At 38.7% G+C, this 26,236-nt stretch carries 25 protein-coding genes; 19 read left to right on the top strand and 6 right to left on the bottom strand.

Annotated elements, in window-relative coordinates; genetic code table 11:
* The 3 genes from H5185_RS02860 to H5185_RS02850 form a co-directional block, all read left to right on the top strand.
* Positions 1-830, top strand: an 830-nt coding sequence (locus tag H5185_RS02860) for a DNA replication terminus site-binding protein (RefSeq protein WP_182741318.1), incomplete at its 5' end; no start/stop codon positions are given.
* Positions 831-848: 18 nt separating this feature from the next.
* A complete protein-coding gene (locus H5185_RS02855) occupies positions 849-1,184 on the top strand; it encodes a hypothetical protein (protein WP_182741317.1) in 336 nt (111 codons plus the stop codon).
* A gap of 460 nt (positions 1,185-1,644) precedes the next feature.
* Complete coding sequence (locus tag H5185_RS02850; RefSeq protein ID WP_182741316.1) at positions 1,645-2,172, top strand: hypothetical protein; 528 nt, start codon at positions 1,645-1,647, stop codon at positions 2,170-2,172.
* Positions 2,173-2,213: 41 nt separating this feature from the next.
* On the opposite strand, the gene H5185_RS02845 is transcribed toward H5185_RS02850, so the two are convergent.
* The 5 genes from H5185_RS02845 to H5185_RS02825 all read right to left on the bottom strand — a co-directional run bounded on the left by H5185_RS02845 (position 2,214) and on the right by H5185_RS02825 (position 10,555).
* Positions 2,214-6,656, bottom strand: coding sequence for a conjugal transfer protein TraG N-terminal domain-containing protein (locus H5185_RS02845; protein WP_182741315.1), 4,443 nt, complete (start codon positions 6,654-6,656; stop codon positions 2,214-2,216).
* A gap of 1 nt (position 6,657) precedes the next feature.
* The gene (locus H5185_RS02840; protein WP_182741314.1) at positions 6,658-8,073 is read right to left on the bottom strand and encodes a conjugal transfer protein TraH; all 1,416 of its coding nucleotides are present in this window, start codon (positions 8,071-8,073) and stop codon (positions 6,658-6,660) included.
* Positions 8,070-9,056, bottom strand: a complete 987-nt coding sequence (traF, locus tag H5185_RS02835) for a conjugal transfer protein TraF (protein WP_182741313.1) — start codon at positions 9,054-9,056, stop codon at positions 8,070-8,072. The genes H5185_RS02840 and traF overlap by 4 nt, the downstream gene beginning before the upstream one ends.
* A 128-nt stretch (positions 9,057-9,184) precedes the next feature.
* The gene (locus H5185_RS02830) at positions 9,185-9,925 is read right to left on the bottom strand and encodes a hypothetical protein (RefSeq protein WP_182741312.1); all 741 of its coding nucleotides are present in this window, start codon (positions 9,923-9,925) and stop codon (positions 9,185-9,187) included.
* Positions 9,926-9,943: 18 nt separating this feature from the next.
* Positions 9,944-10,555 (bottom strand): hypothetical protein, encoded by a 612-nt coding sequence (locus H5185_RS02825; protein ID WP_182741311.1) that lies wholly within the window; start codon positions 10,553-10,555, stop codon positions 9,944-9,946.
* A gap of 568 nt (positions 10,556-11,123) precedes the next feature.
* On the opposite strand from H5185_RS02825, the gene mobI reads away from it, so the two are divergent.
* From mobI to H5185_RS02760, 13 genes are all read left to right on the top strand, one after another.
* Positions 11,124-11,594 carry a conjugative transfer protein MobI(A/C) gene (gene mobI / locus H5185_RS02820; protein WP_182741310.1) on the top strand — a complete coding sequence of 157 codons (471 nt, stop codon included), beginning with the start codon at positions 11,124-11,126 and terminating at the stop codon, positions 11,592-11,594.
* 12 nt (positions 11,595-11,606) lie between these two features.
* On the top strand, positions 11,607-12,341 hold the full coding sequence (locus tag H5185_RS02815; protein WP_182741309.1) for a hypothetical protein: 735 nt from the start codon (positions 11,607-11,609) through the stop codon (positions 12,339-12,341).
* Positions 12,342-14,738: a MobH family relaxase gene (mobH, locus tag H5185_RS02810; RefSeq protein WP_182741308.1), complete on the top strand. Its 2,397-nt coding sequence runs from the start codon at positions 12,342-12,344 to the stop codon at positions 14,736-14,738.
* A complete protein-coding gene (traD, locus tag H5185_RS02805) occupies positions 14,731-16,635 on the top strand; it encodes a conjugative transfer system coupling protein TraD (RefSeq protein WP_182741307.1) in 1,905 nt (634 codons plus the stop codon). The genes mobH and traD overlap by 8 nt, the downstream gene beginning before the upstream one ends.
* Positions 16,636-16,640: 5 nt before the next feature.
* Positions 16,641-17,201 (top strand): hypothetical protein, encoded by a 561-nt coding sequence (locus H5185_RS02800; RefSeq protein WP_182741306.1) that lies wholly within the window; start codon positions 16,641-16,643, stop codon positions 17,199-17,201.
* A gap of 13 nt (positions 17,202-17,214) precedes the next feature.
* Complete coding sequence (locus H5185_RS02795) at positions 17,215-17,871, top strand: DUF4400 domain-containing protein (RefSeq protein WP_182741305.1); 657 nt, start codon at positions 17,215-17,217, stop codon at positions 17,869-17,871.
* A 10-nt stretch (positions 17,872-17,881) separates the two neighbouring features.
* Complete coding sequence (locus H5185_RS02790; protein WP_182741304.1) at positions 17,882-18,865, top strand: S49 family peptidase; 984 nt, start codon at positions 17,882-17,884, stop codon at positions 18,863-18,865.
* Positions 18,866-18,977: 112 nt separating this feature from the next.
* Complete coding sequence (locus tag H5185_RS02785) at positions 18,978-19,313, top strand: hypothetical protein (RefSeq protein ID WP_182741303.1); 336 nt, start codon at positions 18,978-18,980, stop codon at positions 19,311-19,313.
* 142 nt (positions 19,314-19,455) lie between these two features.
* Positions 19,456-19,740, top strand: coding sequence for a type IV conjugative transfer system protein TraL (gene traL / locus H5185_RS02780; RefSeq protein WP_182741302.1), 285 nt, complete (start codon positions 19,456-19,458; stop codon positions 19,738-19,740).
* Entirely contained in the window at positions 19,740-20,417 is a 678-nt protein-coding gene (locus H5185_RS02775) for a TraE/TraK family type IV conjugative transfer system protein (RefSeq protein WP_182741301.1), read from the top strand. The genes traL and H5185_RS02775 overlap by 1 nt, the downstream gene beginning before the upstream one ends.
* On the top strand, positions 20,417-21,532 hold the full coding sequence (locus tag H5185_RS02770; RefSeq protein WP_182741300.1) for a type-F conjugative transfer system secretin TraK: 1,116 nt from the start codon (positions 20,417-20,419) through the stop codon (positions 21,530-21,532). Before H5185_RS02775 ends, H5185_RS02770 begins: the two co-directional genes overlap by 1 nt.
* Positions 21,532-22,863: a TraB/VirB10 family protein gene (locus tag H5185_RS02765; RefSeq protein WP_182741299.1), complete on the top strand. Its 1,332-nt coding sequence runs from the start codon at positions 21,532-21,534 to the stop codon at positions 22,861-22,863. Before H5185_RS02770 ends, H5185_RS02765 begins: the two co-directional genes overlap by 1 nt.
* A 3-nt stretch (positions 22,864-22,866) precedes the next feature.
* Positions 22,867-23,352 carry a hypothetical protein gene (locus tag H5185_RS02760; RefSeq protein WP_182741298.1) on the top strand — a complete coding sequence of 162 codons (486 nt, stop codon included), beginning with the start codon at positions 22,867-22,869 and terminating at the stop codon, positions 23,350-23,352.
* Between the two features lie 34 nt (positions 23,353-23,386).
* Here H5185_RS02760 and H5185_RS02755 read toward each other — a convergent pair whose 3' ends face one another.
* A complete protein-coding gene (locus H5185_RS02755; RefSeq protein WP_182741297.1) occupies positions 23,387-23,674 on the bottom strand; it encodes a hypothetical protein in 288 nt (95 codons plus the stop codon).
* Positions 23,675-23,821: 147 nt separating this feature from the next.
* Between H5185_RS02755 and H5185_RS02750 the strand changes: the two genes are divergently transcribed.
* From H5185_RS02750 to H5185_RS02740, 3 genes are read left to right on the top strand one after another with little or no spacing between them, the layout of a single operon-like run.
* Complete coding sequence (locus H5185_RS02750) at positions 23,822-24,544, top strand: thioredoxin fold domain-containing protein (RefSeq protein WP_182741296.1); 723 nt, start codon at positions 23,822-23,824, stop codon at positions 24,542-24,544.
* A complete protein-coding gene (locus tag H5185_RS02745; RefSeq protein ID WP_182741295.1) occupies positions 24,541-25,458 on the top strand; it encodes a hypothetical protein in 918 nt (305 codons plus the stop codon). Before H5185_RS02750 ends, H5185_RS02745 begins: the two co-directional genes overlap by 4 nt.
* Positions 25,459-26,235: a TraV family lipoprotein gene (locus H5185_RS02740; protein WP_182741294.1), complete on the top strand. Its 777-nt coding sequence runs from the start codon at positions 25,459-25,461 to the stop codon at positions 26,233-26,235.
* The last annotated feature ends 1 nt before the right edge of the window (position 26,236 follow it).

Below are 26,236 nucleotides of genomic sequence, written 5' to 3'. Positions count from 1 at the left end.
TTGTTGAACAAGAACTATATCAATTACCGCTCATCAAAGTTGATGAAGTGTTGGAAGAGCCGATTAGTATCAACATCTTAAATACCTTCGGCAATGATGCTGCAGGAGTATCTTTCTTGCAAAAAGCCTTTACCACACTGAAGCTTGATGCCTTTACCTATAGCACTTACCTTGCTCACCGGTTTCCAGGGTACGTGGTTCTTCCCTTACAGATAAAGAGTGAAGTTGAAAGTTATATTGATGAAATCAATAGACGTAAAGCAGAATTTCATTTGTCTGTTAAGAAAGGCTACGGCGGAAAAAGGCAGAGCGCTCATAAAAATTTGCATAAAGAAATTGAAAACGTGGTTTTGTTAACAGCCACTCGTAAGATTAGAAGTTGCAGCCAACCAATAAACACCATTAGTTTTTACTGGCAGCATAAATCAATCCATAAAAACATCACGATGGAAGACGCTAAACTAAGCTTAGAAAAGGCTAAAAACAATCCAACATTTGAATACGCTTGGACTGATCGTGATGACAAATTAAACATGATTGAACAAGAAATTGAACAGTTATCTCATGTGCCTAAGAACCATCGGATCATGGAAATAAAACAAACTCGAGCTCAGCCCTTTATCGATTTATGGACTAGAGTTGAAGGAAGTAAAGCCAACAAAAAAATATCTTCTAGCAATGCATCATTGCCAATGATTATCTTTGGTGAACCACCGATTAAAGTGAACCCGTTAACCAATTATCTGCGGGAGAATGTGCAGTTTAAAGAGGTACAACACACCTTGATTAACGGTAGGAAGTCTTGGTTTGCGGTTCCAAATAGTGACTAAATAAATGAGGAATTATATATGATCACCATGATATTAGCGACGGCCCTTGTGTTTAGCTCTCCTAGTTCGCTACCTAACGGACTGTCGGTTGATACCCAAAATACGCTATTTAACAACGTTATATATAGGCCTAAAACACCTACTATATCGATGCAACAACAGTTCATAAATACTATGTATGATAAACAAATGAAGTTTATTAAAAGCAATAACATGGATGGTGATTTTGGATATAGGAACTTGTTAAACGATACTATTTTTATAGGTTATGCTCCATACAACGATGGCTCAAGGGATGGTAAAGTTCAGATAAAATTAGATATGACTTACCGATTTAACGAGGCTAAAGAATGAACGAATCTTATTATGTATTTAAACGATATTCATTGTTTAGAGCGAGTGTTTTAGCTTTTACACTTCCTTTTTTTGTTTGCCTATTAATTAATATAGTTAACACTAATATATACCGCTATGGTGTACCTTGGCCATGGTTCGTAATAACTGCACTGCCTTTTTTATTTCTTGGATATAAAATCAAAATAGAACAGATAGGAGAAAATCTCGTTGTTTATCGCTGCTTTATCAATATAACCTTAATAAAAACATACTTCGAATTGTGTGACGACGCAAATATTTCCTGGGAACCATCTACCCCAAAAAAATCAACTTATAGGTTGTTCATAGGGAATAAATATACGGGGCTGATTATTGATAGATGAAGTTATTAACAATTCATTTAAACAAGGATATAATGCGATTATTACTTCTTTGAGTTCTCAATGGAGGATCTATAAAGTTATCATATAATGAAGCAATGCTCCTTATTCGAGACTTTGGTGTATTTACAGCCAAAGAGTATGATAGGTTCAGAAATGGTAGTTCTGTATTGAAAGAACAGCTACCTGCTCAACCTAGTGTATTTTATAAAAATGAATGGAATGGTTGGAATGAATTCACCGGTATAGAACATAAAAAAGAAGAAGTAAACATTCAAGAAATTCAGAAAATTGCTATTGAGATGGGGATAAAAACTAAAGAAGAGTGGCGTATGGCTGTTACAACTAAACAAATAGATGCGCCGCTTTTTGTCTCAAAAGTACAAGGGTTTAGCAATTGGACACAATTTCTCAACACTGATAAATATAGAGACTTTAAAGAACTACTGTCTTTTACTCGTTCGCTTGGGATTAAAACTCAAACTGATTGGCGTGGATGGTGTAGAGATAATGAACGGCCACAAGATGTACCGTTTGACTTACATACACATTATAAAGATAGTTTTTTAAGTTTAGAGCGTCCAAATAACATCAGCTTTTGGCGATATATTTTCGTTGGTGAATAACATGATTTAAGCGGGACTATGCCCGCTTAAATCCCCCTTATCTAAAGTCTTCCTCCTACTACAGAATTAGACATCGAATAATAACTATCTAACTGTTTAGGTGAATCTGCAATAGTTTCCGCACTATTGTCTTGGTTTTCAGTTTTCGATGTTGAATCTTTATCGCTACCTTGACTTTTCTCTGACTTATTTGGAGCTTGGGGGGCATTTGTATTTGTTGCTGTATTCACTTCTGGATTATTGAATGTTTGAGCAACATTAATATTTGTAACAGTGTTATCCGAAGAACTATTCACAGTTTGAACTGATGCTGTACGACCGTCTAAATCGGCATTTGAAACCGTTTGGCTAGAAGGCGTGGTACTCGAATCTGTACTGTTAGTGGTATTCACATCAGTATTTGAAGCCGTTTGACTTGAGACAGCGGTACTCGAATCTATACTGTTAGTGGTATTCACATCAGCATTTGAAGCCGTTTGACTTGAGACAGCGGTACTCGAATCTATACTGTTAGTGGTATTCACATCAGCATTTGAAGCCGTTTGACTTGAAACAGCAGCATTCGAATCTGAGCTGTTAATGGTATTCATATCTGTATTTGAACCAGCTTGACTTGAACTGCCTCCTGTAAATATTTGCTCCGCGGCCTTGAGGTATTCATCCTTATCTCCGCCCATTTGTTCGTTTGGCCTATCACCTACATCTTCATTTATCCGATCCCGCGAACCTTGGATAAAGTCTTTAACAAATTGTTTTTGGTCATCATTTAGAAGGTGATCCATTCGACTCGCTAACGTTTCCATTGTATCCAATTTATTTGAATAATCATCACGCGTAGCTTCTCTGTCACCAGCAGGCATCCAAATTGAACCACTGGTCATATCACGGTTACCTGTAACCTCTGCCATTAAATTAGATGTATTACCATTAGTTGCCTGTTTGTCTAAAACACTTGTTAAATCAGAAGCCGCCTGGACGGATATTGAACTAAAGACTTTGCCATCACTTTCTTCAGATGCCTCTTGTGCTATCCCTAAATGTTGCATTGCACCTAGATAGGCCCTTGCACCATCACTATTTGCAGCATTAGTATCGGCAAGGGCAATGCCTTGGTCAATTGCCTTTAAGTGTTCACCAGAGGTCTTATAGTCATCTAACCAATTAGCGCCATCAGATAATGATTGAAGTGTGTTGGTATCAAAATTTTTCTTACTTTCATCAGTTCCTTTACCATATTTACCATTTTCATCTTTCCCAAGAATTTGCGTCATCAAGGTATCATCATTCCACACAGCGATCATGCTTTGTGCATTTTTAACCTTGTCAGCATCTTTAGAGGTCAATCGGTCATTCATTGACCCTGTTTCGACGGCTGTCAATTGGCTAGATGATTCAACACCCTGTGAGTATTCCGGTCTCAAATTAGATGTATCAGCCTTGGCTTGAGTTTGGTTTTCTACAAAATTGTTGTACGCATTAGCTCCACCAGGTTTAAGGACTTCACCAACGGCATTCGTAGAGTTTGAAACTACGTCTAACACTTTGCTGATTGAATCAACATTTCTATTAAGATGATCACTTTTTTTGCTAAGTTCATCAGATTTACTTGGAGAAATATCAGGTAGTTTTCCGCCAGTTAATTCTTCACTTTCTGATTTAAATCGTGCCATATCATCTTTCTGAGCTTGCTCTGCTTCAACTTGACCTTGTTTGGCATTTGCCGCACCCGAATCAACACCGGTTCTTACAGCATCTTGTCGATTTTGGTGTTCTTGGTTAAACTCTTGAGCACTTGCAATAGTAGGTGCTCCCGCTCCAATTGAGCCTTTCGTTTGTTCGATTTCTGTATTCGTATTTTCCATATTTGATAATGTTGTATCTTTCTTATCATAGAACTCAGCTGCAGCCCCAGCATTAGCAATACCTACACTAGATAAAGCCTTAAAAATATCTTTATTTGTTTGTGTATCTTGTTTTTCTTTGGCAATATCAACGCCACCTTGCCCATTAGCGGTTAAATCAATTGAATTATTCTGTTTAACTAAGTCCATGAGCGCTAAAGCCCTTGCATCACCACGCGGATTATCTGTATGAAGCCCTCGCTCCGCGAAGTTCTTATCTTCACGTTGTTGTAACCACTTATCCCCTGACATACCGTCAATAGTCGAGTTTTTAATTCTATCCCATGCTTCAGGTTCCTGGCTTTGCATAAAGTCAGCAATGGATTGGTTTTTCAAATGATGACCCGCACCAACCATATCGATTTCTTTAGACTGACCTAATTGTGATGAACTTGTTGATAGTTGAGAAAGCATGGCGCTTTGTTGCTCTAATGCCTGAGCTTGCCTTGTATACGCTGCAGCCTCTTTAGCTGCCTGTTGAATACCTTGGTTATTTGAAGCTGATAAGACTTCACTTCCGGTGTGAATTCTAGACAAATTAGCATTAACTTTTTCACTATTCGCATTAGCTTTCTGAAGTGCTTCTTGATAAGAGTCGGAGGTTCCTTGTGCTGTTTTTGAATTTACTCCAACAGCCGCCTTTATGTCTGCATTAAATTTTGCACCAAACCCAGCAAACATTCCTGTGGGGGCCGCACTATTAACACGACCATCTTCATCCGTCCCATTTTTCCCCGCTTTAGCACCTAATTGAAATCCGCCGCCAGCAGTCATAGTTACATCACCATTTGCCATCAGTTGTTCAGCTTGTTGTGTTGACATTCCAGTAGCGTCAACTAATGCTTTTGTAACCCCAGCTGTAGCCTCTTTAATGTTTGAGGCGTTGTATGTAGTTGATTTTCCGTCACTAAAATCCATTGAACTTGTATTTGCGTCGCCAAAAACATTGTCGAGAGCTTTACTTGCACTTGCCGTCGACCCTTTAGCGGCAGACTTAAGGTCGGTGGCTCCGGCGGTAAGGCCGTTACCTGTTGATTCAGCAACAGTAAATTTCCCCATTGAACTGGCTGTTAAAGTATCACTTGTTTGCCAATCACCAGTTTGATTTTGAAGTACGCCAGTGTTGTTCCCAAACGGTACCCTACCGTTGCTCACAGTCGCCCCCGTATCTGGTGAAAGTCTTTGTGCATTAATGTTTGGGTCTGCCATGGCTTGTTTGGCCATTCCTTGCATTGAATGGACTCCTCGATAGAGTACAAACACACATATGGCAGGGATAAAGGTATACATCATGCCTGAAATACTGATATAGCTATTTGCAGTTGCAAACTGACTGTCAATTGCGGAAAGACTGAATTGGGACTTGCCTGCAACGACGGCATCTGTAAATCTATTGGTCATTGCTAACGCCGTAAAAAGATTAACCAACACAATCATGACGGACCAAAGCTGTACAAAAGCCCAGGCCGCAAAGTATTGCCCCATCGCCATAATCCCGTGTCCAGATATTGCTAGAACGAGCCCAAGAAAGGGGACTAAAAATACGGTTAATGCTTCAAAAAATGACTGCATCACTTCGGCGTTTTCCATCCAATACTCTTTTTTACCCGCATTGGCGAGCTGTCGTTGTCTAACCGTATCAAACATGGCGCGCGAAACTTGTTGTCCATATTTTGAATGAGGGAAGTAATCTGCAAACACACTTTTCAAGAATGCCACATTAGCTAAATCAAAAGACGACTCTGCACTTGGAACCACACCTTGTTGAGCTGCTTGGCTGAGAAACTTAGTTACCGCATCTAAATCGACACCTTCACTTGATAATGTCTTCTGTAAATTGGTTTTAAAAGTAGAATTATTTAAAACAGTATTCAATTTTGACCAAACTGCAGGACAAGTGAGAACCTCTCCATCAGGATTGTTTGAGACAAGGTAGCTGGTGGTAGTGAATTTAGGACTAGTAACTTTTAACGCGGCCATTATGTCTCTAGGAGCAGCGTTTGTTAACGCTTCAATAGGTTGTGCAGCGTTCTTTGCAATGATATTTGTAGTTTCATAACAATCCTCAATATATTTATGCAGGGTATTACACACATTGTAACTTGGGTCTCCACTGATCGGAGTGCAAGCTGAACTAAAGTTTGCGTCATCTAGCGCGACAAAATTTTGAATTGGGCTCAATGCTTCCCATGTATTTGCAATACCGACAATCGAAAATGCCTGAGCCATTAAATCAGCAATTGCGGTACCACTATTCGTAATTAACCAACCGCCTAACGCCGGCAATAAAGGAACATTATTTACTTCTTGAAATGAAGCATCTCGTTTAGACGTGATCCTCACATCAACAAGGGATTGAGGACCTAAAAAGGCTAAAACGAACACTATTGATAAAATAAAGCCTTTTGCGGGGAATGGGGCTTTATCTTGATCTATAGCCCACATAAGAGAGTTCCAAATTAGACCGAGCAAAAGCGCAATCGATAACATGAGATAAATATCACCAGTGGACCATAACCTTGCAATGCCTCGGAACACTTCAATTAAAAAAGTTGCATTACCAATCGAATAAATTTCGTACATGTTATGCTCCCTTATTTGAAGCAAGCAATATGGCCAGATTACTACGTAAATTAGCTCTGTTTTCATCTATGCGTTGTTGAATATCACCATTTCGAAGCGCCTTGTAGTTAGCTTGGAATGTTGCTAAATCTTTCTCGGTTTGAGATAAACCAACTGGATAAATTTTGTCGTTATTTTGATTGTTTTTCGAAATTGTCAGCGCCTTTGCGACTTGTTCGACCAAGTCGTAAGCTAAGTAATCCATAATGGCGGCAGTTGCTTCAATAGACTTATATTTTGCGTAACTTTCACCAAAATTATCAGTGGCTCCAAAGGTAGACATCATCAAATGCATGTCATCGCCGATCCAATATGCGAGTTTTAGTTCGTCTTCTGTATACTCAGTATTAGGTTCTTTGTAGGTTTTTTGCCAAATGGAATAAATATCTTTACGTAACTTCGGTAAGAATTGCTTTAACGTAAGAGACGTCTCATGAACCGAAAGACATTCATCTGTGGCACATTTTAAATATTTAATATCAATATCTTCGTCATTAGAATCGATAGCTTCAGCATTATAAAAGAGGTTTGTGAAGAATTCGGCTCCTTTGCCGGGGACATACGATAGACAGGTATTTTCTCCCGCATTCATGGGGGCAGTACACATAGACGAATCAGTCGTTGTGATGGTTGCGCCTAAAATGGTGAACACGAGTTCATTCTTTTTCACTCCGCCAAAACTATCGAATAAAAATCCTTTTGGGGTTGCATCCGATAAGGGTTTAATTAATGCATTTTGGGCTATCTTTACACCCACTTGGCTCTCTAGGTCAGAAACGGATTTTTTCGAAGATTCTCCGTTTCGTGCCTCGTTTGGATCGGGTGAAAAACCCATTGCAACGTTAACAGAACTCAGCTTATTGGCTACAAATCCCATTTCGGTAGCAGGAGTAGCATCTCCGGAACCAAGTGCCTTTTGAGCCCATTCAGCCCCTTTTTCACAACCGTTAATATTGAATTCATTCATTCCATTGACTAGAGTCGTTAACTCATCAACAATTCCAGCGGCCATGGGAGACATAGATTGAAGAGCTAATTTAAATGCGTAAGTGGCCGCACCTTGCATGATTGCGCGGCTTAATTGAGCTAATTCATCGCCTGAAATAAAACTGAAGGAACCGGCAAAAATATCAATATCACCACAAGCTCCCATATTTGCATTAGGTAATCTTGCGCTAACTATTGAGGGGTTTTCGCCAATGTTGGGCCTATATGAAAACCCACCCAAATTGACACCATAACGTCCATTTGCATGTTTACCAGCACTAGGTGCTGACTTTGAATACATGTCGTTAAAGACATCTTGCATAGGATCTGCTATTGCAAAAGAAGTAGTCAACGTTAAAACAATTAATACACTTAATTTTTTTAAAGTCATTTTTTAATTCCTAAACTAATGGGTGTTCCAATTGGGGATAAGGATAAATCGACTCGGTTTTGTAGGGCGTTGTATAAAAACTCTGAATTATTTAACTCAGATTCCTTTATTTGTAGCAAGCCACTATCAAGAACATTGCTCCGCCGAACAGCTTGGACTGATTTGTATTCATCATCATTGATCCAATCAAATTTATGGGCTGTTTGAACAAGTGCATTCTGTATTTTTGGTAACGCAGAAACACCATTACTCAACAATTCAAATTTTGAAGCGTCGTTAGAAACGAGGTAAGTAGTAGGGGTAACGGTGACATTAAATTGGCTTGTGGCTTTACCACCAACATCAATAACTACTTTATCGTCAGGAATACCAGGGATCGAACCACCATCTAAGGAAATATAAAGGACATTTATATTGTATTCTTTCGATAAATATTGAATGAGAGGCAATTGTTTAAGGCAGTATGGACAAGAGCTAGAAAAAAAGAACCAAATCCCTGCTTGAGTAGCGACCTTTTTAATTACCGGCTCTTGAGCTTTCAATAAATCAGATTTAAACCGATTGAGCATGAATGACTCTGTTGGTCTTCGATGATCTTCAGATAACCAGTTAGCTTCTTTTCTAAAAAAATCACCAGATTTGTTGGCAAAATTAGAACTATAATCAAGCATTAGCCGTTGAGCAGCATAAAAGGCGCCTAAATTTTCAGTTGTAGGATTTTCAATGGCTTTATTTTGAAGTATTGGCAGATTCTTTTTTATCCACTTTACGTCAATATTAACCATTTTTTCCTCTGGTTTTTCAGGAGGGCTTTCTGGTTCTGGTTCTGGTTCTGGTTCTTCTGGCTCCACAACTTCAGGAGGGGCTTCATGCCAAAACCAACCTCGTTGGCTTTGATCATAGAAATCATCCCCAGCAAGACATTGAAAACTGAGCGATAGGAATAAAAATGGTATAGATATTTTTGAAATGACGGTATTCATGGCTCCCCCCTTAATACCTTTATGATATCAAGCAAGCACACTAGTTCTGTTCGTTTCAGGTGCCATTTAGGACACTGAAACGAAAAAACGCATAATTAAGTGGGGGGTTTTAGAGAAAATAAAAATGATTAACCGTTTGCAACGCTTCTATGTTGAGGAATATCACAGGCGATGCCATGGTGAGAATTTTTATTAACTTTAGGTGTGAGTTGGTTCTTAACTTTTGATGCTACTAGCATGTGTCGAGTAGCTGATAAATATACAGAACTATCAAAAGACTCTTTTTTATTATCACGTACTGGTGCATATAACGTAGTTCTATGTGACTGTTCTTTTGAATTATATTTTTCGCATAGTTTATTTAAGCTAACAGATGAATAATTTTCTGTACATGCCCAACAAAAATAGCGATCACTATCTTCATGAACGATAAACCTATGATTACAACAATTAGTTTTGCATTGAGTTATTAAAAACTCATTGCAAATTATCTTTTTCAAAAGATAGGTGAATCGAGATATATCACAAATTTTTCTACTTAATAATTGGGGGTATTGGATAACCGCAACTTCCCAAGCAGTTGCAATATGATAGATATTCAAACCTTTTTTTAATAACGGATCACCAGATACGATACCGTATATTTTAAAAAGAATATTGGACATTTTAAATCCATCATTGGATTTAGCCCATGTTTTTGAGTAGCCTCTTGAAAAGTTTAATTCTGGATTTGCTTCTCCAAAAGTTCTAACTAACTTCTTCGTGCCCGGCACAAAGTCAGAGATTAACTTGGGCATCATTCCTAAATCATGCATACGTCGTGCTAATGCTATATTGTTAACTCTTTCGACGTCGGATGGTAACTTCATTTGATAAATCCTGATTATTTAAGCGACGAAAGAAAACAAAGTTTGCTCTACGTGTTTACAAGCGTTGGAATCAACTGAGAAAAATGTTGAATAATCAATTGTTTCATTCACAACAAATATAGGGATGAAAGAATCTATAAAATTTAACTTGTTAGAAGTTAAATAGTTTTCTGTAATCAAATCAATTGTTGGCTGTTCCATGAATAATAAACCTTTAGTAAACAAAGGTGCTTCTTGAACACATAAACATATGTTTTGAAAGATAGCCGATTGATATTTTGAGATAGTAGATAAACAGTCTAAGTTATCTGGGAATGTGCGACCTAAAGTAACACGAGCGTTCACTTGGTTTACAATAGATTCATATGAAAAAATGTTTCTAATGAAATATTCAAACAAACAATCACCGCTTAAATCTCTTTTAGGAGTTAAAACCCAGTTTTTCAATTCAGAGACGAATTTAGTCCAATTTTCATCTGTTTGCTTAACCAAACTGCTTACATGAGATGGCTTCATATTGAATACCTTACTACAAGCCCACGGGTCATCGATAGCTAGCTTTTGCATAGCTATCAAGTAATGTTTTTGGCCTTGAAGTAAAGCTTCGTAATAATGATTTATTTTAGCCATTCCTGTAGAACTCCGTCTCATAACAAATGAACGAGGTCATTTTAACCATACGGCTTTGTGTAATCAATCCTTTATATTGCTATTACTCATTTAATTATGATTTATTAAATTAGGTTTCGTGAATAATTTGTATTAAAACGAAAATAAATGATTGATAACTAGTTTATTTTTAACTTTTTGCGCAACCGATTTTGCAACAAGAGGATTTATCAAATTTGTGATATAAACCATTAAAATTCCTAATTAGAACAAAATTCCCACATCAAACGGTTAATATTTGTACAAAAAACAGCCGTCACACATGGTTAAACCTAATACTCACTCTTATATTCCTGTCGGTTTTTTTCAAAAATTATATTTGCCTTATATAAGTCTTCATCACATGTTGGAAACCACACTGTGTTTCCAACAGATAGTTCCTTTGGAAAAAAACAGCAAGTCGAAGACATTTATATAGATAAATTATTTTCAAAGAATTTCATTTCAGAGTCCCAAAAGGCACCTGAAACGGCCTGAACTTAAAATTTTGTATGGCATGATCAACTTCTCTTAGATTTTGGAGTATCAGATGTCTGTTGAATCAGTAAGTTTACAGTTGGCTTTAGATACCATTAGCGAATGTTATGAAGAACTTGTGGACCGAGCCCAGTTACTCGTTGATGGTTACTGGTCCGAATGGCGTAAACATAACAAGATGCTTTTTGATTCTGGTTTAAAGCCTGGGCAGAAGGAATACCAAAACACAGGTCGATTAGCACCGCGATTGAAGAGGTCTAAAGTTACACATCGAGTTTATATCGAATGGTTAGATTGGAAAAAAACGACGTACAGGAAATTTCAAAACCCACGTTCTGGTGTGCAAATAAAACCAAATAAACGGGAGGGCTATACGTGGAAATCGATATCAAAAAAAGCGAATGCTTGGGAAAAGAAATTCTTTGATAAGTACGAGCCATTATTTAAAACGTTGAGAAAAGCGTTAGCTGTAATGGCAGATCAAATAACGATGTTGAAATCAACAATTAAACTTTTAAGTTAAGAGGAATTAATTATGGCAACTCAAAAAAATGCAAGCAATAAGAATAGCAATGACCAAACTGTTCGTCGTAAAACTGCGGTTACAAAAATTGAATTAAAATCAGAAGCAGTGTATTTACATATGCGCGGACAATCTGGAGAAGCTATACACAAAGCACTTTATCGTATGGGTGAGCTTTTTAAAATGACTCATCGGTCCTCGGATAAAAAAGTATACAACACAATTAAAGATTGGTTTCAAAAAGAAATCATTGATGTTGCAGAAAAAGACATCGATAAGTTAGTAAATTACTTTGAAGCGCTTCAAAGTGAGTTAGTGCCAGGCTACAGTTTTTTGGATATTAAAAATCCTAAAATGGATTTAGAATTTAGTATAATTCATAAAAGCCATTTGGATATAATAAATTTAATATCAAAGATTGATATTGTTATGGATGATATTGAAGCTATCGCCTTGTCTGGTTCTTTTGATGATGATATTGAAAACAACGCCAGAAATCAGGCTTTATCTATTTTAAATAACATTGCATCAAAAATATTTAAAATTACTAAACCAGGAAAACGTAATGGTGGGCCATTCTCGCCCGGATTTTTCTTGGAGGGTCTGCAAAAAGGTGTATTCACTTTATATCCCGACCCAGACACAAAAGTCGAAAGCAATGTTGTTAACATGGATTCAAAAAATGAATCTGAGTTAATAGCTAAAAAAACTGACACTGAAAATGTTGAGTTAACTGAGGCTGTATAAATGAGTAGTCTTTCAATTCATGCGTTTAAATTTAGAGTGCTATTAAATTCTTTATGGTCACGCATTGATGTTTGGAAATCTGTTAAATCAAAGACCGAACTTGAAGACGAAAGAAAATTAGATGCCGTTTTACATTATCCTTTGAAAACGGCATCGATACCTCTCGTGCAAATCGAAAGTTTATTAAATCGTCATAAAGATAAAATTAGAATTATCGAACGTGATATTGGGTTAATTCATAAAGGGTGTGAATTTAATTTCGTTGATTTGGTTGAAAGTACCATTCGAGCATACATTGGTTACTGCCACCTAATCCCAGCATCAGAAATGGACCATCATCAATATATCGGTGGTCTATTAGAGCATTCATTAGATGTTTCAATCCGATCGTTGCAATTCTCAATGAGTTTTATGCTAGATCAAATGGGTCTTGTAGATGAAGACCAAGCACGCAGGCCTCGTTACGAATTTGCGGCTTGGGTATGCGGGTTATTGCATGATGCTGGGAAAATAATTTCAAATGTACAAGTGATTGGCTCTAACGGTGAAATTTGGCGTCCATTGAATGAGTCAATATTTGATTGGGCTGAAAGAAACCAAATAAAAGAATACACCGTTGTTCATCAAAAAGAGCGGCTACAAAATGACCACGAAACCAATTCCGTTCACTTTTTACCACTTGTGTTAAACGATGTTGCCAAAAATTATCTAATCGGTTCTCACGACGATTTGTATTCAATGATAACGCAAACTTTGGTTCATTATCATTCATACAAAGGATATCTATTCAACGCGGTTAGAAAGGCCGATTCAGAATCGACATACGAAGACTATGCTCGTGTTTGGCTGCATGATTCGTCTAGAAAGAAATCATTAACCATAGGTGTTGTAAATGCCATGCGTTCGCTTTACTCAAATTGGGTGGTGAACAAAATTGGTGGCGATTTATTTGTATTTAATCATCAAGTATTTCTCTCAGCAGATCGCCCTATCAGTGATGTAATAAAAAAATGTATAGATTATGAAATCAAACTACCAACATCGCCAAAGGCGCTAATATCAATTTTACTTGATAAGCGCATTTTATCCAAGGTGAGTGATAAAAGTACCTTTGCCAATTTATACCTAGGTGAATTTACTGAGGAAAATATTCATGAGTTTGCAGAATGCAAAACGGGTCCAATGGCAAGGATATCGCCGATTACCGTAATCCTTGTTGAGTGGGCAAACTTTGTTGTGGGTGATAATCCGTTGCCAAGCGAAGTTCATGGCGCGTTAAGGTACAACACAAGTGCGAATAAGAATGTTCATAAACTCTGCAATAACCAAGGAGTAAGCATCGTTGTTCCTAAAGATAGCGCAGTAGATGAACAACTTGCCGAGCTATCTCCTGAAGAAATGCAGCCTATTCCGACAAATAATGAAAGTGTTAATCCGGAACCCAAGGCTAAACCTAAGCCAAAAGCTAAACCAAAAACGGCAACTAAAAGCCCGTCTAAAAATTCAGCAAACACAGATAAGAGCGATCCTGAAAGTAAAGTGGGGAAAGATCCGATAAGTGCTCCTGCAACGGTATCTAGTACTGAGGCAGTTAGTGAGGGGGGTACTAGTGATAACCAACCTGTCACGGCGAAGAAGCCAATCGTAAGAAACAACACCGAATCGAAACCCAAAAATATTGAACCAAACTCAAGTGCTGTTGAGGAGACTGTTAATAGCGATTATCCATGGATAGTTAAACAGCGTAGACCTAAGCCTGTTGATAAAGCATTAGCGGAATTACTGAAGGCGCCTGATGACAATTTCATTTGGATAGATAACGGGGATGTTTGCGTAAACATGAGCTTTCTGACTGAGAGAACTGATCAATTCTCGGCACAAATTATCAATGCAATGAGTTTTTTAAAGTTATTGAAAAAAAATTGTAAGGGTAAAGAAATCTCAATTTTGGACAAGCCTGATAACAAGGTGATGTATGTATTGCTCAATGACACTCTTAGTAAGTTATTTTTGCCTATTTTATTAGCAAACAAATTGTCTGAACCACCAAAAGATATTGAGTCTTCCGATGTAGAAACCAGCAATCAAGATGGTGAGTCATTACCTGAGCCGCCTAAAGATATTAAGCCTTCCGATGTAGAAACCAGTAATCAAGATGTAAGTGATGATGGAGATGATATTGATGAGCTGACCTCAGAAGCCACATTAATGGAATATAGCCAACTTATTTCGAAGCTAAAAAGTGTATGTCCAACATTAAAGAACAGCGAACTAAGAGATTTCTGTAAAGCTGAGGGTATTGCACCAATCGTTACGGAATCAGGCCAAATTAATATTGAAATAACGTCGGTCCAACTAGATGAATTAAAATGGAAACTGAGGGATAACAATGAATAATCGCAGTAGTTTAACATACAGTGAAACTCTCTTTAGGCCGCTTTATGAATTAAATTCCGCTTACGTATATATCGGGGCGGGTGTCGCTACCGGTTTTATCAGTCAGGTTAGTGAAATTAGTTCTAGTTCACTAAATACGCCAACTATCATCGCTGGTGGGCTCATTGGTGTGGGCTTATACAAAATACTGTGTGCATACCCAAAGATGAGACAACAATTAAAACTTTTCATCAATAAACTGGAATTTATCGATATTGATGTAGTTCGGTATATCAACAAATGGAAATTCAACTCTAAATCAGAAAACTTTAAATACACTGACAAACGAGAAATATATATCGGTAATGGTTTTGAGTGGGGCCCCCAACACGCACAAAGGGCTTATCAAATTATGGATTTATCTGTTGATTTGCGTGAAATGGAAATCCCATTCGCATTAAAGCCGATTGTGCTTAAATACCGGAAGCATACAAAAAACATGGGGGGTAGGACTTGGATACACGCTATAGGCGAGGAAAAACCACAGATAGTCAATGAGGATACCTTTTATGGTCATTCGTTTATTACAGGTGTAGTTGGTAGTGGTAAAACGACCCTATTACGACTACTTGGTACTGGTTTTTTGCATATGGGCAATTCTATAGTAGTCATTGACCCTAAAGATGATAAACACTTAAAAGAAGGGTTGAGAAGTGAGGCTAAGGCATTAGGTATTGGGCATAAATTTTATGAGTTTTGTCCTGCTAGACCAAGTGAGTCTTGTGCAATTGATATTCTGAAAAACTTTGCAATTCCTTCGGAAATTCCCACACGCATAGCTAGTTTATTAAAATCCGGAAGTGGAGCAACAGACAGCTTTATCGAATTTGGTTGGCAAACTATCTCACAAGTAACAGATGGGATGATTTTTTGTTCAGAAAGTCCAAAACTTACTGAGATCTATCGTTATATGCGTTCCGGCAAAACAGAGTTATTAGAAAAAGTACTTAGTAAGTTTTACGAGCTAAGATTTGGCCAACATTGGAAACAATCAAAACTAAGTCAAATGGAAGGGCTTGGTGATTCCACACTTGAAGGTATGCACAACTATTATACGCAAAATATTCCAAGTAAAGAAAAAAATGCGACTGTTGATGATGTAATTCAATTTGTCACGCACAACCATGAACATGCCCAAAAAATGTTAGCTAGCGTATTTCCGTTATTCAAAGTCTTATGCAGTAACCCTCTGGATAAATTACTTTCGCCTACACGTGGACAAGATGACATCGAAATTATCGACATTAAACGGGTCATTATGGACGGTGGGATAATTTACTGTGCACTGAACTCAATGAATGACCCAAGAACTGCCGGCCATTTAGCTAAATTGTTGCTAGCGGATATTTCATCTTGTTTAGGTGACCGATATAACTATGGAACAGGTGAAGAACGTCGAGTATCTATATTGGTTGACGAAGTGCATGCTGCCGTGGCGGGAAATGACAGTCTCATTAACAACCTAGCGCAAGGACGTGCGGCGAAATGTCAATTTGTGTTAAGTACGCAGACAATCCCCGATTTAATTGATATGACAGACCAGGCAACAGCCGATCGATACTTAGGATTATGTAACAATTTTTTTAGCCTTAAAGTCACAGACATTCAAACTCAAGAATATGTAGCTAAACAATTCAGTCAGACTAATATCAGCGATGTTGGTGTTCAGTATTCCATTCAATCAGCCACAGGCCAAGCGTTATCCGAGTTTTCTGGTGGATACAAAGAAAATATCACAAAAACTCGAGAAGATATGTTCCCGACCTCGCTGATAGGCGATCTGCCGAAGCTGCAATATGTTGCGCGACTCTCTAACGGTCAAAAACTCAAATGCAAACTACCAATTATTAGAGGTTAGCCAGAATGGATATTTCTAGAATTACTTCACAGCATGAAGGGGCGTTGGAAATCGTCAATTCATTAGAACGGTTAGTGGGAGGCACCAAATATCTTCTGCTTCACTCAACGCCAATTATCAATATCATTTTGCTCAAGGCTATGCTGGCATGGGAGCGGGAGTCCGAAAAGGGTTTAGAACTCCAGTTTACAAAGTTTGCTGAATCGATTTTGTACGATTTATATAAGGTTACTTATTTTAAAGTCAGCTTAAAAAAAGATGATGAAGAATCAATTCACTGGGATTGTATTTCACAGACTTTTGAAGAGTTTAAGGTTTCGTCTCTAAATGAGAAAAGAAAAAACAAAAAATGTGACTGCTTTGGGGATGATCCAACCAAACCAACTAAATGTCACTGTTTGAAAGTCGAACATATAGATAAACGCTCAACATTATCGAATGAGGCTATCTCGCTATTACTCGCCCGACACGTATTTAATCGCCGAGTGCTTAATTTGCTAGGTCTGCCCTTACCTACTCGACAAAGTGTTTATTCTTTGAGCCATTCACTCACAGAACATTGCTAAGAGGACGCTTATCATGTCAGAGCTAATTAGGGATCATGGAATATCGAAATTGCTTTCATTATTTTTACTGATTTTTACCGTTAGTATTTTAGTGATATTGACCTCAGTTCCCAGCCAGATATTTCAGAGAGAAATGGAAACAGAGGTGAAATCGCTATCGTCATTAATCAATGAGAATCAGTGGTTAGACCTAACGTTACAAGTGAAGAACATTTACACCAATAACTACATCAACAATGGGGTCCAGGAAGCAATAGAAGATGCATTGTTGCCAAAAGGAAACTACAAGGTAAAGGAGATTGTTGAGAAATTTAAAGGAGATTTCATTCTCGAGCGTGTAGTGAATAACATTCATATTTTGTCATACCAAATGGTCTATAGAGTTTCAATGATGAAGTATTGGATATGGGTCATGCTGCCCTTATTCATCGCACTAATTTATGACGGTTATATGATTAGAAAAATCCGGATGTATGAACCTAGGCAGATATCAATCAAAGGGTCACGGATTTGGACTCGCTCGATTGTATACATGCTCGTTTTTACTTTTTGTTATTTATTAATGCCAAACTTTCTTGGACAAAAGGCACCTTGGTATCCAGTAGTGATGTTAATGCTAACGGCTTTGGCATGTAGAAACACCATTTCAAATTATATGAAAGTTGCATAGGAAATTGAATATGCTTAATCCAGCATCAGAACACGAAGCACTCGGTATTTTAAAACAATACTTAACGGTTTATAAGCGCACTAATTATGGGAAGTTATCCCTACTCGGTGGGATTATCTTGTTAGGTTTTTTAGGCAATATTGTCGGCTTCTTTACACCATCGGAATCACATATAGCAGTGATCCAAATCAGTGGTGAAATAGGTGCCGATAGTGACGTAGGGGATGGCCAGAAAATTGCGACTCATCTTTTAGACGCTATGACCAATGATGAATCAAGCTTGATTGTTATCGAAGCGAATTCACCGGGTGGCTCACCAACCGACTCGCAAACTATTAATGAGTTAATAGTTCAGTACAAACAATCAAACGGTCCAATCGACCCTGAAGTAGCTAAAAACATTCTCAGTGTTATTAAAGATCCCACAACTCCATTTAATGAAAATTTTGAGAGTGATATCGACGTGAAAACGCAGCCACGAAAGTTAATCGTAGCGGTTGTCACTAAACAATGCGCTTCCGCCTGTATACAGTCGATCATCAATGCTGATGTCATTATAGGTCAGCGAGCTTCGCTGATTGGAAATATCGGTGTCAGATTAAGCAGTATCAACTGGTCTGAATTAGCAAAGAAAGTCGGAGTGACAAGTACAGTTATTACGTCTGGACCATACAAGGACATGCTTAGCCCTTGGAAAGCCATAGACGAAGAGCAAATTTTAATAGCAAAAGAGACATTAATTGAACCCGTGTTTGAGCAATTTAAGTCCGATGTTATCGCTGCACGAGCAGATAAATTAAAGATAAATTACGACGTGTTGTTCTCAGGTTTGGCGTGGACAGGAGATGACGCTGTAAAGACTGGTCTTATAGATGCAACGAGTAACCCCGTAATAGTAAAATCAGCGCTAGAGAAGATAATTGGAGACGATTATAAAATATATTCTAAGAGTAGTTTTAGCCTTGGTTCCTTTATAAAAAACCCATTTAAATAGATTATTTTTTGAGAAATTCATTTCAGGTGCCGTTTTGGACGCTGAAACGAGGTGGCCTACAAAAAATCAGTAGTACGATAATATCGAAATCACTAAACCTTGAGGAAAAAAAATGGAACATACATTTAACTTACCGACAGTAGCAAGCCAAGACGCATTAAATAAGAAAGGCATTTTAGTCCTCTTAGTTTTATGTGTTCTTTTTATGGTGTTGTCGTTTGATTCAGCAGCGGGTTCTGGCGGTACAGCCTTTACCTCAATTTGGACTGAGTTATCTGGCTGGGCGGACGGTGCTCCTGGTAAGATTATTACCCTGCTCGCATTTTTTGCAGCATTATTTAATGTGTTAAAGCAGAACTACTATATGGCTGTAGGTGCATTTATTGGTGGCATGTTATTAAGCCAATCAGTCGCCATCATCAACATCTTCTTGACCGGTACAATCTAATCCAAATAAATCAAAAAAAGGCGCCATTATTTGCGCCTTTTTTTGATTCAGCGTCCCAAACGGCACCTGAACCGTCGTAAAAACACTGATAACTCATGTAACAATAAACCTAATTCATTATTAATCGGTGAGTGGGGAGAACATGGCAACTTACAGAATTCCTTATCGGGTAAATAAACCACTATTGGTATTGTTTTTTACCTTAGATCAATTTATTCCAATCGCAACAGCCTTTGGGCTTGGCTATACATTTGGTGCAGTATTTGAATCAACCATCTTTGCTGTTATGTATTTCAAAATCACCAGTTACTTTAACGAAAACCATCCCAGAGGCTTTGTTGAGCATGTGCTTTGGTATTGGGGGGTGATGCCTCTCAAACTTGGCTTTACCGTTCCAGATCCACTAAAACGGGAGTTCATTAAATAATGGAAATTCTAAAAAACGCAAATGATGTAAGAAAATCGCTCATAGATGCCATCACCACACGAAACGTGACTCTTTTATCAAATTTATTATTGAGTATTGGGATTTGTATATTTGCATTTAAGTTTGCATTTTTCGAACCGGGCTCAGTCGTATTACCCAATGCGCCTATGACCGAAGTAATAGAAGTACGCGGGGATTGGGCTAACGCATCGTTTAAAAGAGGTCACGCAATCGCCTTTGCAGAATTGATCGGTAATATTAGTAAATCCAATATTAATTTTGTAAAAGAACGCTTTATGTCGGCGGCTACGCCCAATTTAAGAGAACAATTCCAAGATGAGATAGACCGTCAAATTGCCATTATTAGCGCAAGAAAACTCCAGCAACGCTTTACCATTGATGATGTTTATTTTGACGAGCATCAAGATGTGGTTTGGATTTGGGGGTCACGAGAAATCATCTTGCCGGGGCAACCTCCCTTAATTAAAACATGGACATATGAATTTAGAATAGGCGTCGCCAGTGGTATGCCCAAGATTTCCTATTTTAAACAATATCCCGGAAAGCCAAATACGCGACAACGTGTTGTTCCAGCAGCCGATACTATTCCAGAGTTAACAGAAGACATGCGCGCAGGTCTAGAAGAATCAGGTTCAGAAGTTAAGGACGTTAAATAATGAAAAAATACATAAGACTGTCGATTATATTCAGTGCAATGATAAGCCAGTCCGTCTTAAGTGCACCAGAAGGCGCTTCCACTAAAGTGTCATCAGATCCAGTAAATGAATTTTCGCTACCTGTACAAACGTCTAATCAGCGACTGAGTTCTGACTATATCGATCAAAATAGTGCCGATAGTCCTGTTTCATACATTTTTAATTCTCTGAAGTCAGCTGTACCTGATAATGAGCCAGTCAAAGCACCGCAGCAAGTAGACCATTATGGTCGAATTTTGGCCGATGGTGACAAATCAAGCTTTGGACGCGCATTGCAAGCAAGCTATAAACCTGTACAAAATTATTCACTCAAGCCCGGTGAAAATATTGCCGTGGCCATTGCTGCAGGATTAATGAATCGGATTAAAACAAACTTCTCAATGGTGGCGATCCGTACATCAGACGAAGACTCGATAATTGAAGCCTCTAACGGTTACATTTATATCACCACCAATTCTATGACCCCTGTTGGCATTATGGTTTATGAAGAAGGTTTGCCTGAAACGGCAATCTCATTGGTGCTTCAACCAGATAATAACCCACCGGCAATGGTAAATGTGGACGTAAAGTTAACAGGTGAACAGCGATACTTAATGAGCCAACGTAAAAGAGAACGTGAGAGATTAAAAAAAATCGATGATTTGGCCAATATTCATAATGAACAACTCAATACGGCTTCACACGTGTCACGCCTTAAATCGATGTTATTACCGATTGCTCAAAATGGCATCCCAAAGGGTTTTACTGAGTCGGTTGAGATCCCCAACACGTTAAGACAGCCTTGTTCCGTTGCAGTTAGACAAAAAACAGCGCAACGCTATGCTGGTTCACGTGAATATATCGATGTCGTGGTGATGTACAACCAAACGTCATATGCCTATCAAATTAAAGAAGAACAATGCTTAAGTCGTGATGCCTTGGCAGTTGCTTTTATTGACCAATCGATATTGCAGCCAGGTGAGTCAACTGAAGTCTATATCGTGAGAGATAAACTTTATATTGAGAAGATGGAAAAAAGTAACCGTCGTAGACAGATTAGCGCACAAGAGCTGGGCTTGACGCGGGAGGTTAACTAATGTCAAAGATAGCAATTAGAGAGTTTTGGGGAGACCCCAAGAAGCGGCAAATTATTATTTGGGGCGTATCACTAATAAGTTTGTATTTCTTAGTCCCTGTTTTCTTTGCTTCATCGAATGCGCCGGCAAATGTCACCACTACGAATAATGGAACTGAATTATTTTCCGTTGAAGAAGTCTCGCAGATGGAGGAAAAGAAGACCAAGGAGCTATTTGACCAGTTGTCAGCCGATGCTCAAAACCGAGAGGTTGCTGCGTATGCTCAGGAAAATAGACTGAAAGATCGCGAAAAGAAAATTGAAATGGAAATGACTAAGTTCAGAAATGAAATTAATCAGCAAAAATTAGTCATAAGCCAATTAAAAAGTGAAATTTTAAACCGTAAGGACATTCAAGGTGCTGGTAACGGCAATAACCAAGGTGATGGCACCATTATTCGTCATGATCAAAATGGGAATGTTGCACAAATTGTAGAACGTCCACAAACGCAGATAATTACTCGTCAGCCATTGATAAAAGGGAATGTTTTACGCACTGTCACGCAAGGTAAGGTGCGCTCTGTTAAAGAAACGGGTCATATTGAAGAGCAAGACGTTAGCATGGTAACGGTCTCAGAAAATTCTCAAACCGTTAAAAATGATTCTAAGACGGCTAATAGCGCTAAGAATGACAAAGTTGATGATAAAAAAGAAAAATCGACTTGGTTGTCGGCAGGCTCAATATTGACGGGCACATTGATGAATGGTGTTGATGCTCCAACATCAGGTGGCCAACAAAGCAAAATGCCTATGCCAATTCTAATTAGACTTAAGCTAGAAGCGTTAATGCCTAACAATTACACGTTAGATATTCGCGAGTGTATTGTAATTGCTACCAGCATTGGTGACTTAGCTACATCCCGCGCGTTCATTCGAGCTGAGACATTATCTTGCATTACTGAAGATAATGAAGCGATTGAAGTACCGTTGACGGCCTATGCTGTTGGCCGTGACGGTAAGAACGGCATCGATGGCACATTGGTCACTAAATCTGGTGGTTTAATGGGTAACGCGATGGCTGCTGGTTTCTTGTCAGGTTTATCAAAAGCCGCATCACCACAAGCGGTAAACGTGGTCAACACCAGTCCCGGTGAAGAATCATTATTTCAAAGTACAAACTGGGCCAGTATGGGGCAATCTGCTGCGTTAAATGGCGCGAGTACCTCGTTCGATATGATTGCGAAATATTACTTAGAAATGGTTGATGCCAGTTGGCCGGTAGTCGAGGTCCTAGGTGGTCGTGAAGTTGATTTTATTGTTCAAAAAGGTCTTGCCTTAAAAATAGGGAAATAGCCCATGTCTGCTAAAAATATGGAAAACCGCCCATTGTGGCAAACCATAGCGACTATCATGTTATGTATTCTGACGGTGGTAGTCATTGTGAACAGTGTTATCGATTACAAGATGCAACCATTGCTGAATACCATCTCGCAGTTGCAACAAGCCAACGCAAACAAACCTGAAGTCAGGACCATTAATACAAAAGTGATGGCAGAACACTTTGCCTTGGCGGGTTACGATACGCCGACGCAACTTGAATACATTGATATTCTGAAAATCCTACTCGATAAAAGCAATATTATCGCTATCAATGATGAGGCATTACAGTTTAAAGACTCTAAATACGCATTGAAATTGAATAGTATAGAAACATTGCGACAGAGCTTAAATGAGTTGGGTATAGAAAATCCTAGGGTAAAAAATCAAGCGCAGTATGAGGAACGAGAGCGGTTACAGAGATCAATATTGGAACAATTAACGAAGAGTATAACCACTCAATAGAGAATGCCCAGTAAAGAGATTTACTGGGTTTTTTTTAAAGGGAATGGTTGTTGCCTAGTGTTTCAGCCATATTACACAACACCAGACAATCGGCTTGTAATGCTGCTGGTGGTCGTTTCAATGCATACACAAGATTGTACTTGGACAAATGCCCTTTAAGTTTTACTTTTAGTTCTTTTTTAGATTCTACGTCTGCAATAAAACGTCTAAACGAAGACAAATTAATAAAGTAACGCTGCATCACTTTAAGATAGGGGTCTGTTAATACATTTTCCGCTGTTATCAAAACAGGTTCAGTTAACAACTCCACTACTTCACTCATACATACCTCTCAAACCATCCATTTCTACGAAAATGACCACTATTTTAAATGTTTTTCGTTTCAGGTGCCCTTTGGGACACTGAAACGAAAAAGGCAAAAAAAAAAGTAAGACATAATTATCCCGAATTCAATCATTAGGGTTTAGATATGAGACTAGCAAACACAAAAATACTGGCAACTGTTCTATCGGTCGTTATGTCAGCCCCCACAATTGCGGCTGATTTAACGACCACAGAGGCCAAAGCCAAGTTTGAGTTGTTACTACCTTTCAAAATCAATCAGGTTAGCGATTCACCACTGGCAGGTTTTTATCAATTAGAGTCAGAAAAAGGCATTTTTTATGCGTCTCGAGACGGTGAGTATATTTTCTCCGGTTCGCTTCATAGCTTTTCAGATGGGTTACTTAATTTAACCGCGGTAAGGCAACGTGAACTCGCCAATGGGCAAATGGAAGCCATTCAAGATGAACTCATTGTGTTCCCTGCCAAAAATGAAAAATATCGCGTCACAGTGTTCACAGATCCAACATGTGGTTACTGCAGAAAACTACACTCTGAAATCGAACAATACAACGATTTAGGCATAACCATCGCATATGCAGCGTTCCCTCGTGGCGGTATTAACTCCGAAATGGACAAACTGTTAAAGGATGTATGGTGTTCAAAAGACCAAAACAAAGCCCTCTCTGACGCTAAGAATGATATCCCAATAGCTAAAGGCTCTTGCAAAACCCCAGTCGACCAAATGTATCAGATTGGAGAATCGTTAGGCATTAATGGCACTCCCGCCATCATCTTACCAAATGGCGAAATGGTGCCAGGCTATCGACCTGCTCAGCAATTATTACAAACACTGGAGAATGCGGGATGAAGCTAATAACAGGATTGACGCTAGCAATGCTGCTTTGTAGTCCGTCAATAATGGCATTTGATCTTGAAGAAGCGGCCAAATTAAAAGAAGCCCAATCAGATATAAAATCGAGTTTTTCAGAAGATGTGAAAAAAATGATGAGTGAACTGGGTGATGTAGAAAATGTGCGAATGTTGCCGATTAGAAATGTCATGCTGATTCAGCTTAAAGGTAAGCCTCCAATATTCGTTTCATCCAATGGCCGCTTCCTAATAGAAGGTGACATTAAAGATTTATGGTCAATGACGCCTGTGCAAACGGTTGAGCAAGCCGAAGATTCTTGGTTATTACATCTTGATACCTTTGCTAACGGCACGCTAATGGACCAAATGGCGGTTATCCCCTTTGGCAATCCATCATTAAAAAAACAAGCTCGTGTATTTGTTAGCCCAACAGCTAAACAGTCTCAAGAGTTTTTAATGAACATTGACCCGAGCAAAGTAAATTTAGATTTGATTATTATGCCGCATGACAAAGGGTCAATTACGCCATCTATGAAAGCATGGTGTGGGTATTCGACAGTAGATTCACTGCAAGTCTTAATGACGGGCGATGCAGATGATATCGCGCAACGCGAGTGTGATGAAACAGATTTAAAGAAAGTGATGACACCTATGTTGATGGCGACATATTTAGACATCAGCAAGATCCCTTATTTTGTTCGCATTGATGGCAAACGCTTTGCTGGCTTACCAGATAAACCGATTGAATGGTTACAAAACCTGCCCAAAGCCCCGGTGGATGAAACTACTGAAACATCAGCTAAAACAGTGAAAAAAATCCCTGTTGTTAAAAACCCCTCAAATGAAGTGATTGAATCCCCAAGCGAACAAGTTATGGCCGACGCGATGGCCGATGTCACGGAGCAACAATAAATGAATAAATTAGCCCTATTGATCCCTTTCACGTTAAGCATTCTTTCTTCTGGCTGTGCTTTACAGGTAGGTGAGAGTGAATTCGCCTGTCCAAATGATGCAAAGGGTGCGACATGTTCATCAGCGCGTCAAATACACGACCTAACAAACAATCGAAGTAGTCTAGAAGGACTTAATGTGTCGATGGGGAAAATTCAAAGCACTACAGGCGATGATGCTGAAGCTAAACCAGCATCAGGCACGGATTATACTTTTGACTCTGATTCATTAAATCCGATACGAGTAGAAAGTGTACAAGTCGTAAATCAACCTGCTTCATCGTCAAATATAGGAAAAAACAATAAAAATAACGAAGTATATGAGCCTCTTACGCACATAAGGCACGACACATTACCAGAAGCCCAATTAATCGAAGAACCGACAAACAGGACGTTTGGGGCGGTTGAGGGTGTGCAAAATGAACATGGTCAATTAATGGTTCATAGAGAATCACCAATGGCGTTAGCACCTGAACCATTAGCCGTGCTGCAGCAACCCAAAACGATGCGTATTCTTGTGGCGTCTTGGACGGACAGTGATGGAGATTTGCACATGCCAGGATTTGTATATGTCGAAGTTGCACCTAAGAAATGGTTAGTGGGAGAGCAAGCGAATGACCGTCCTGGCCGAATAGTTCCATTACAGATCCAGCAAGTTACCCAAGAAGAGGAACGCCGACAATCTCATTCTAAGCAAGGTTATAACAGCTTGGGTGTAACAGAAAGACAAGGAAAGTAAT

Source organism: Shewanella sp. SG44-6, from assembly GCF_014164185.1.
Taxonomy (GTDB): Bacteria; Pseudomonadota; Gammaproteobacteria; order Enterobacterales; family Shewanellaceae; genus Shewanella; species Shewanella vesiculosa.
Note: the sequence above shows the minus strand (reverse complement) of the source record. Positions and strands in the feature narration are given on the sequence as shown.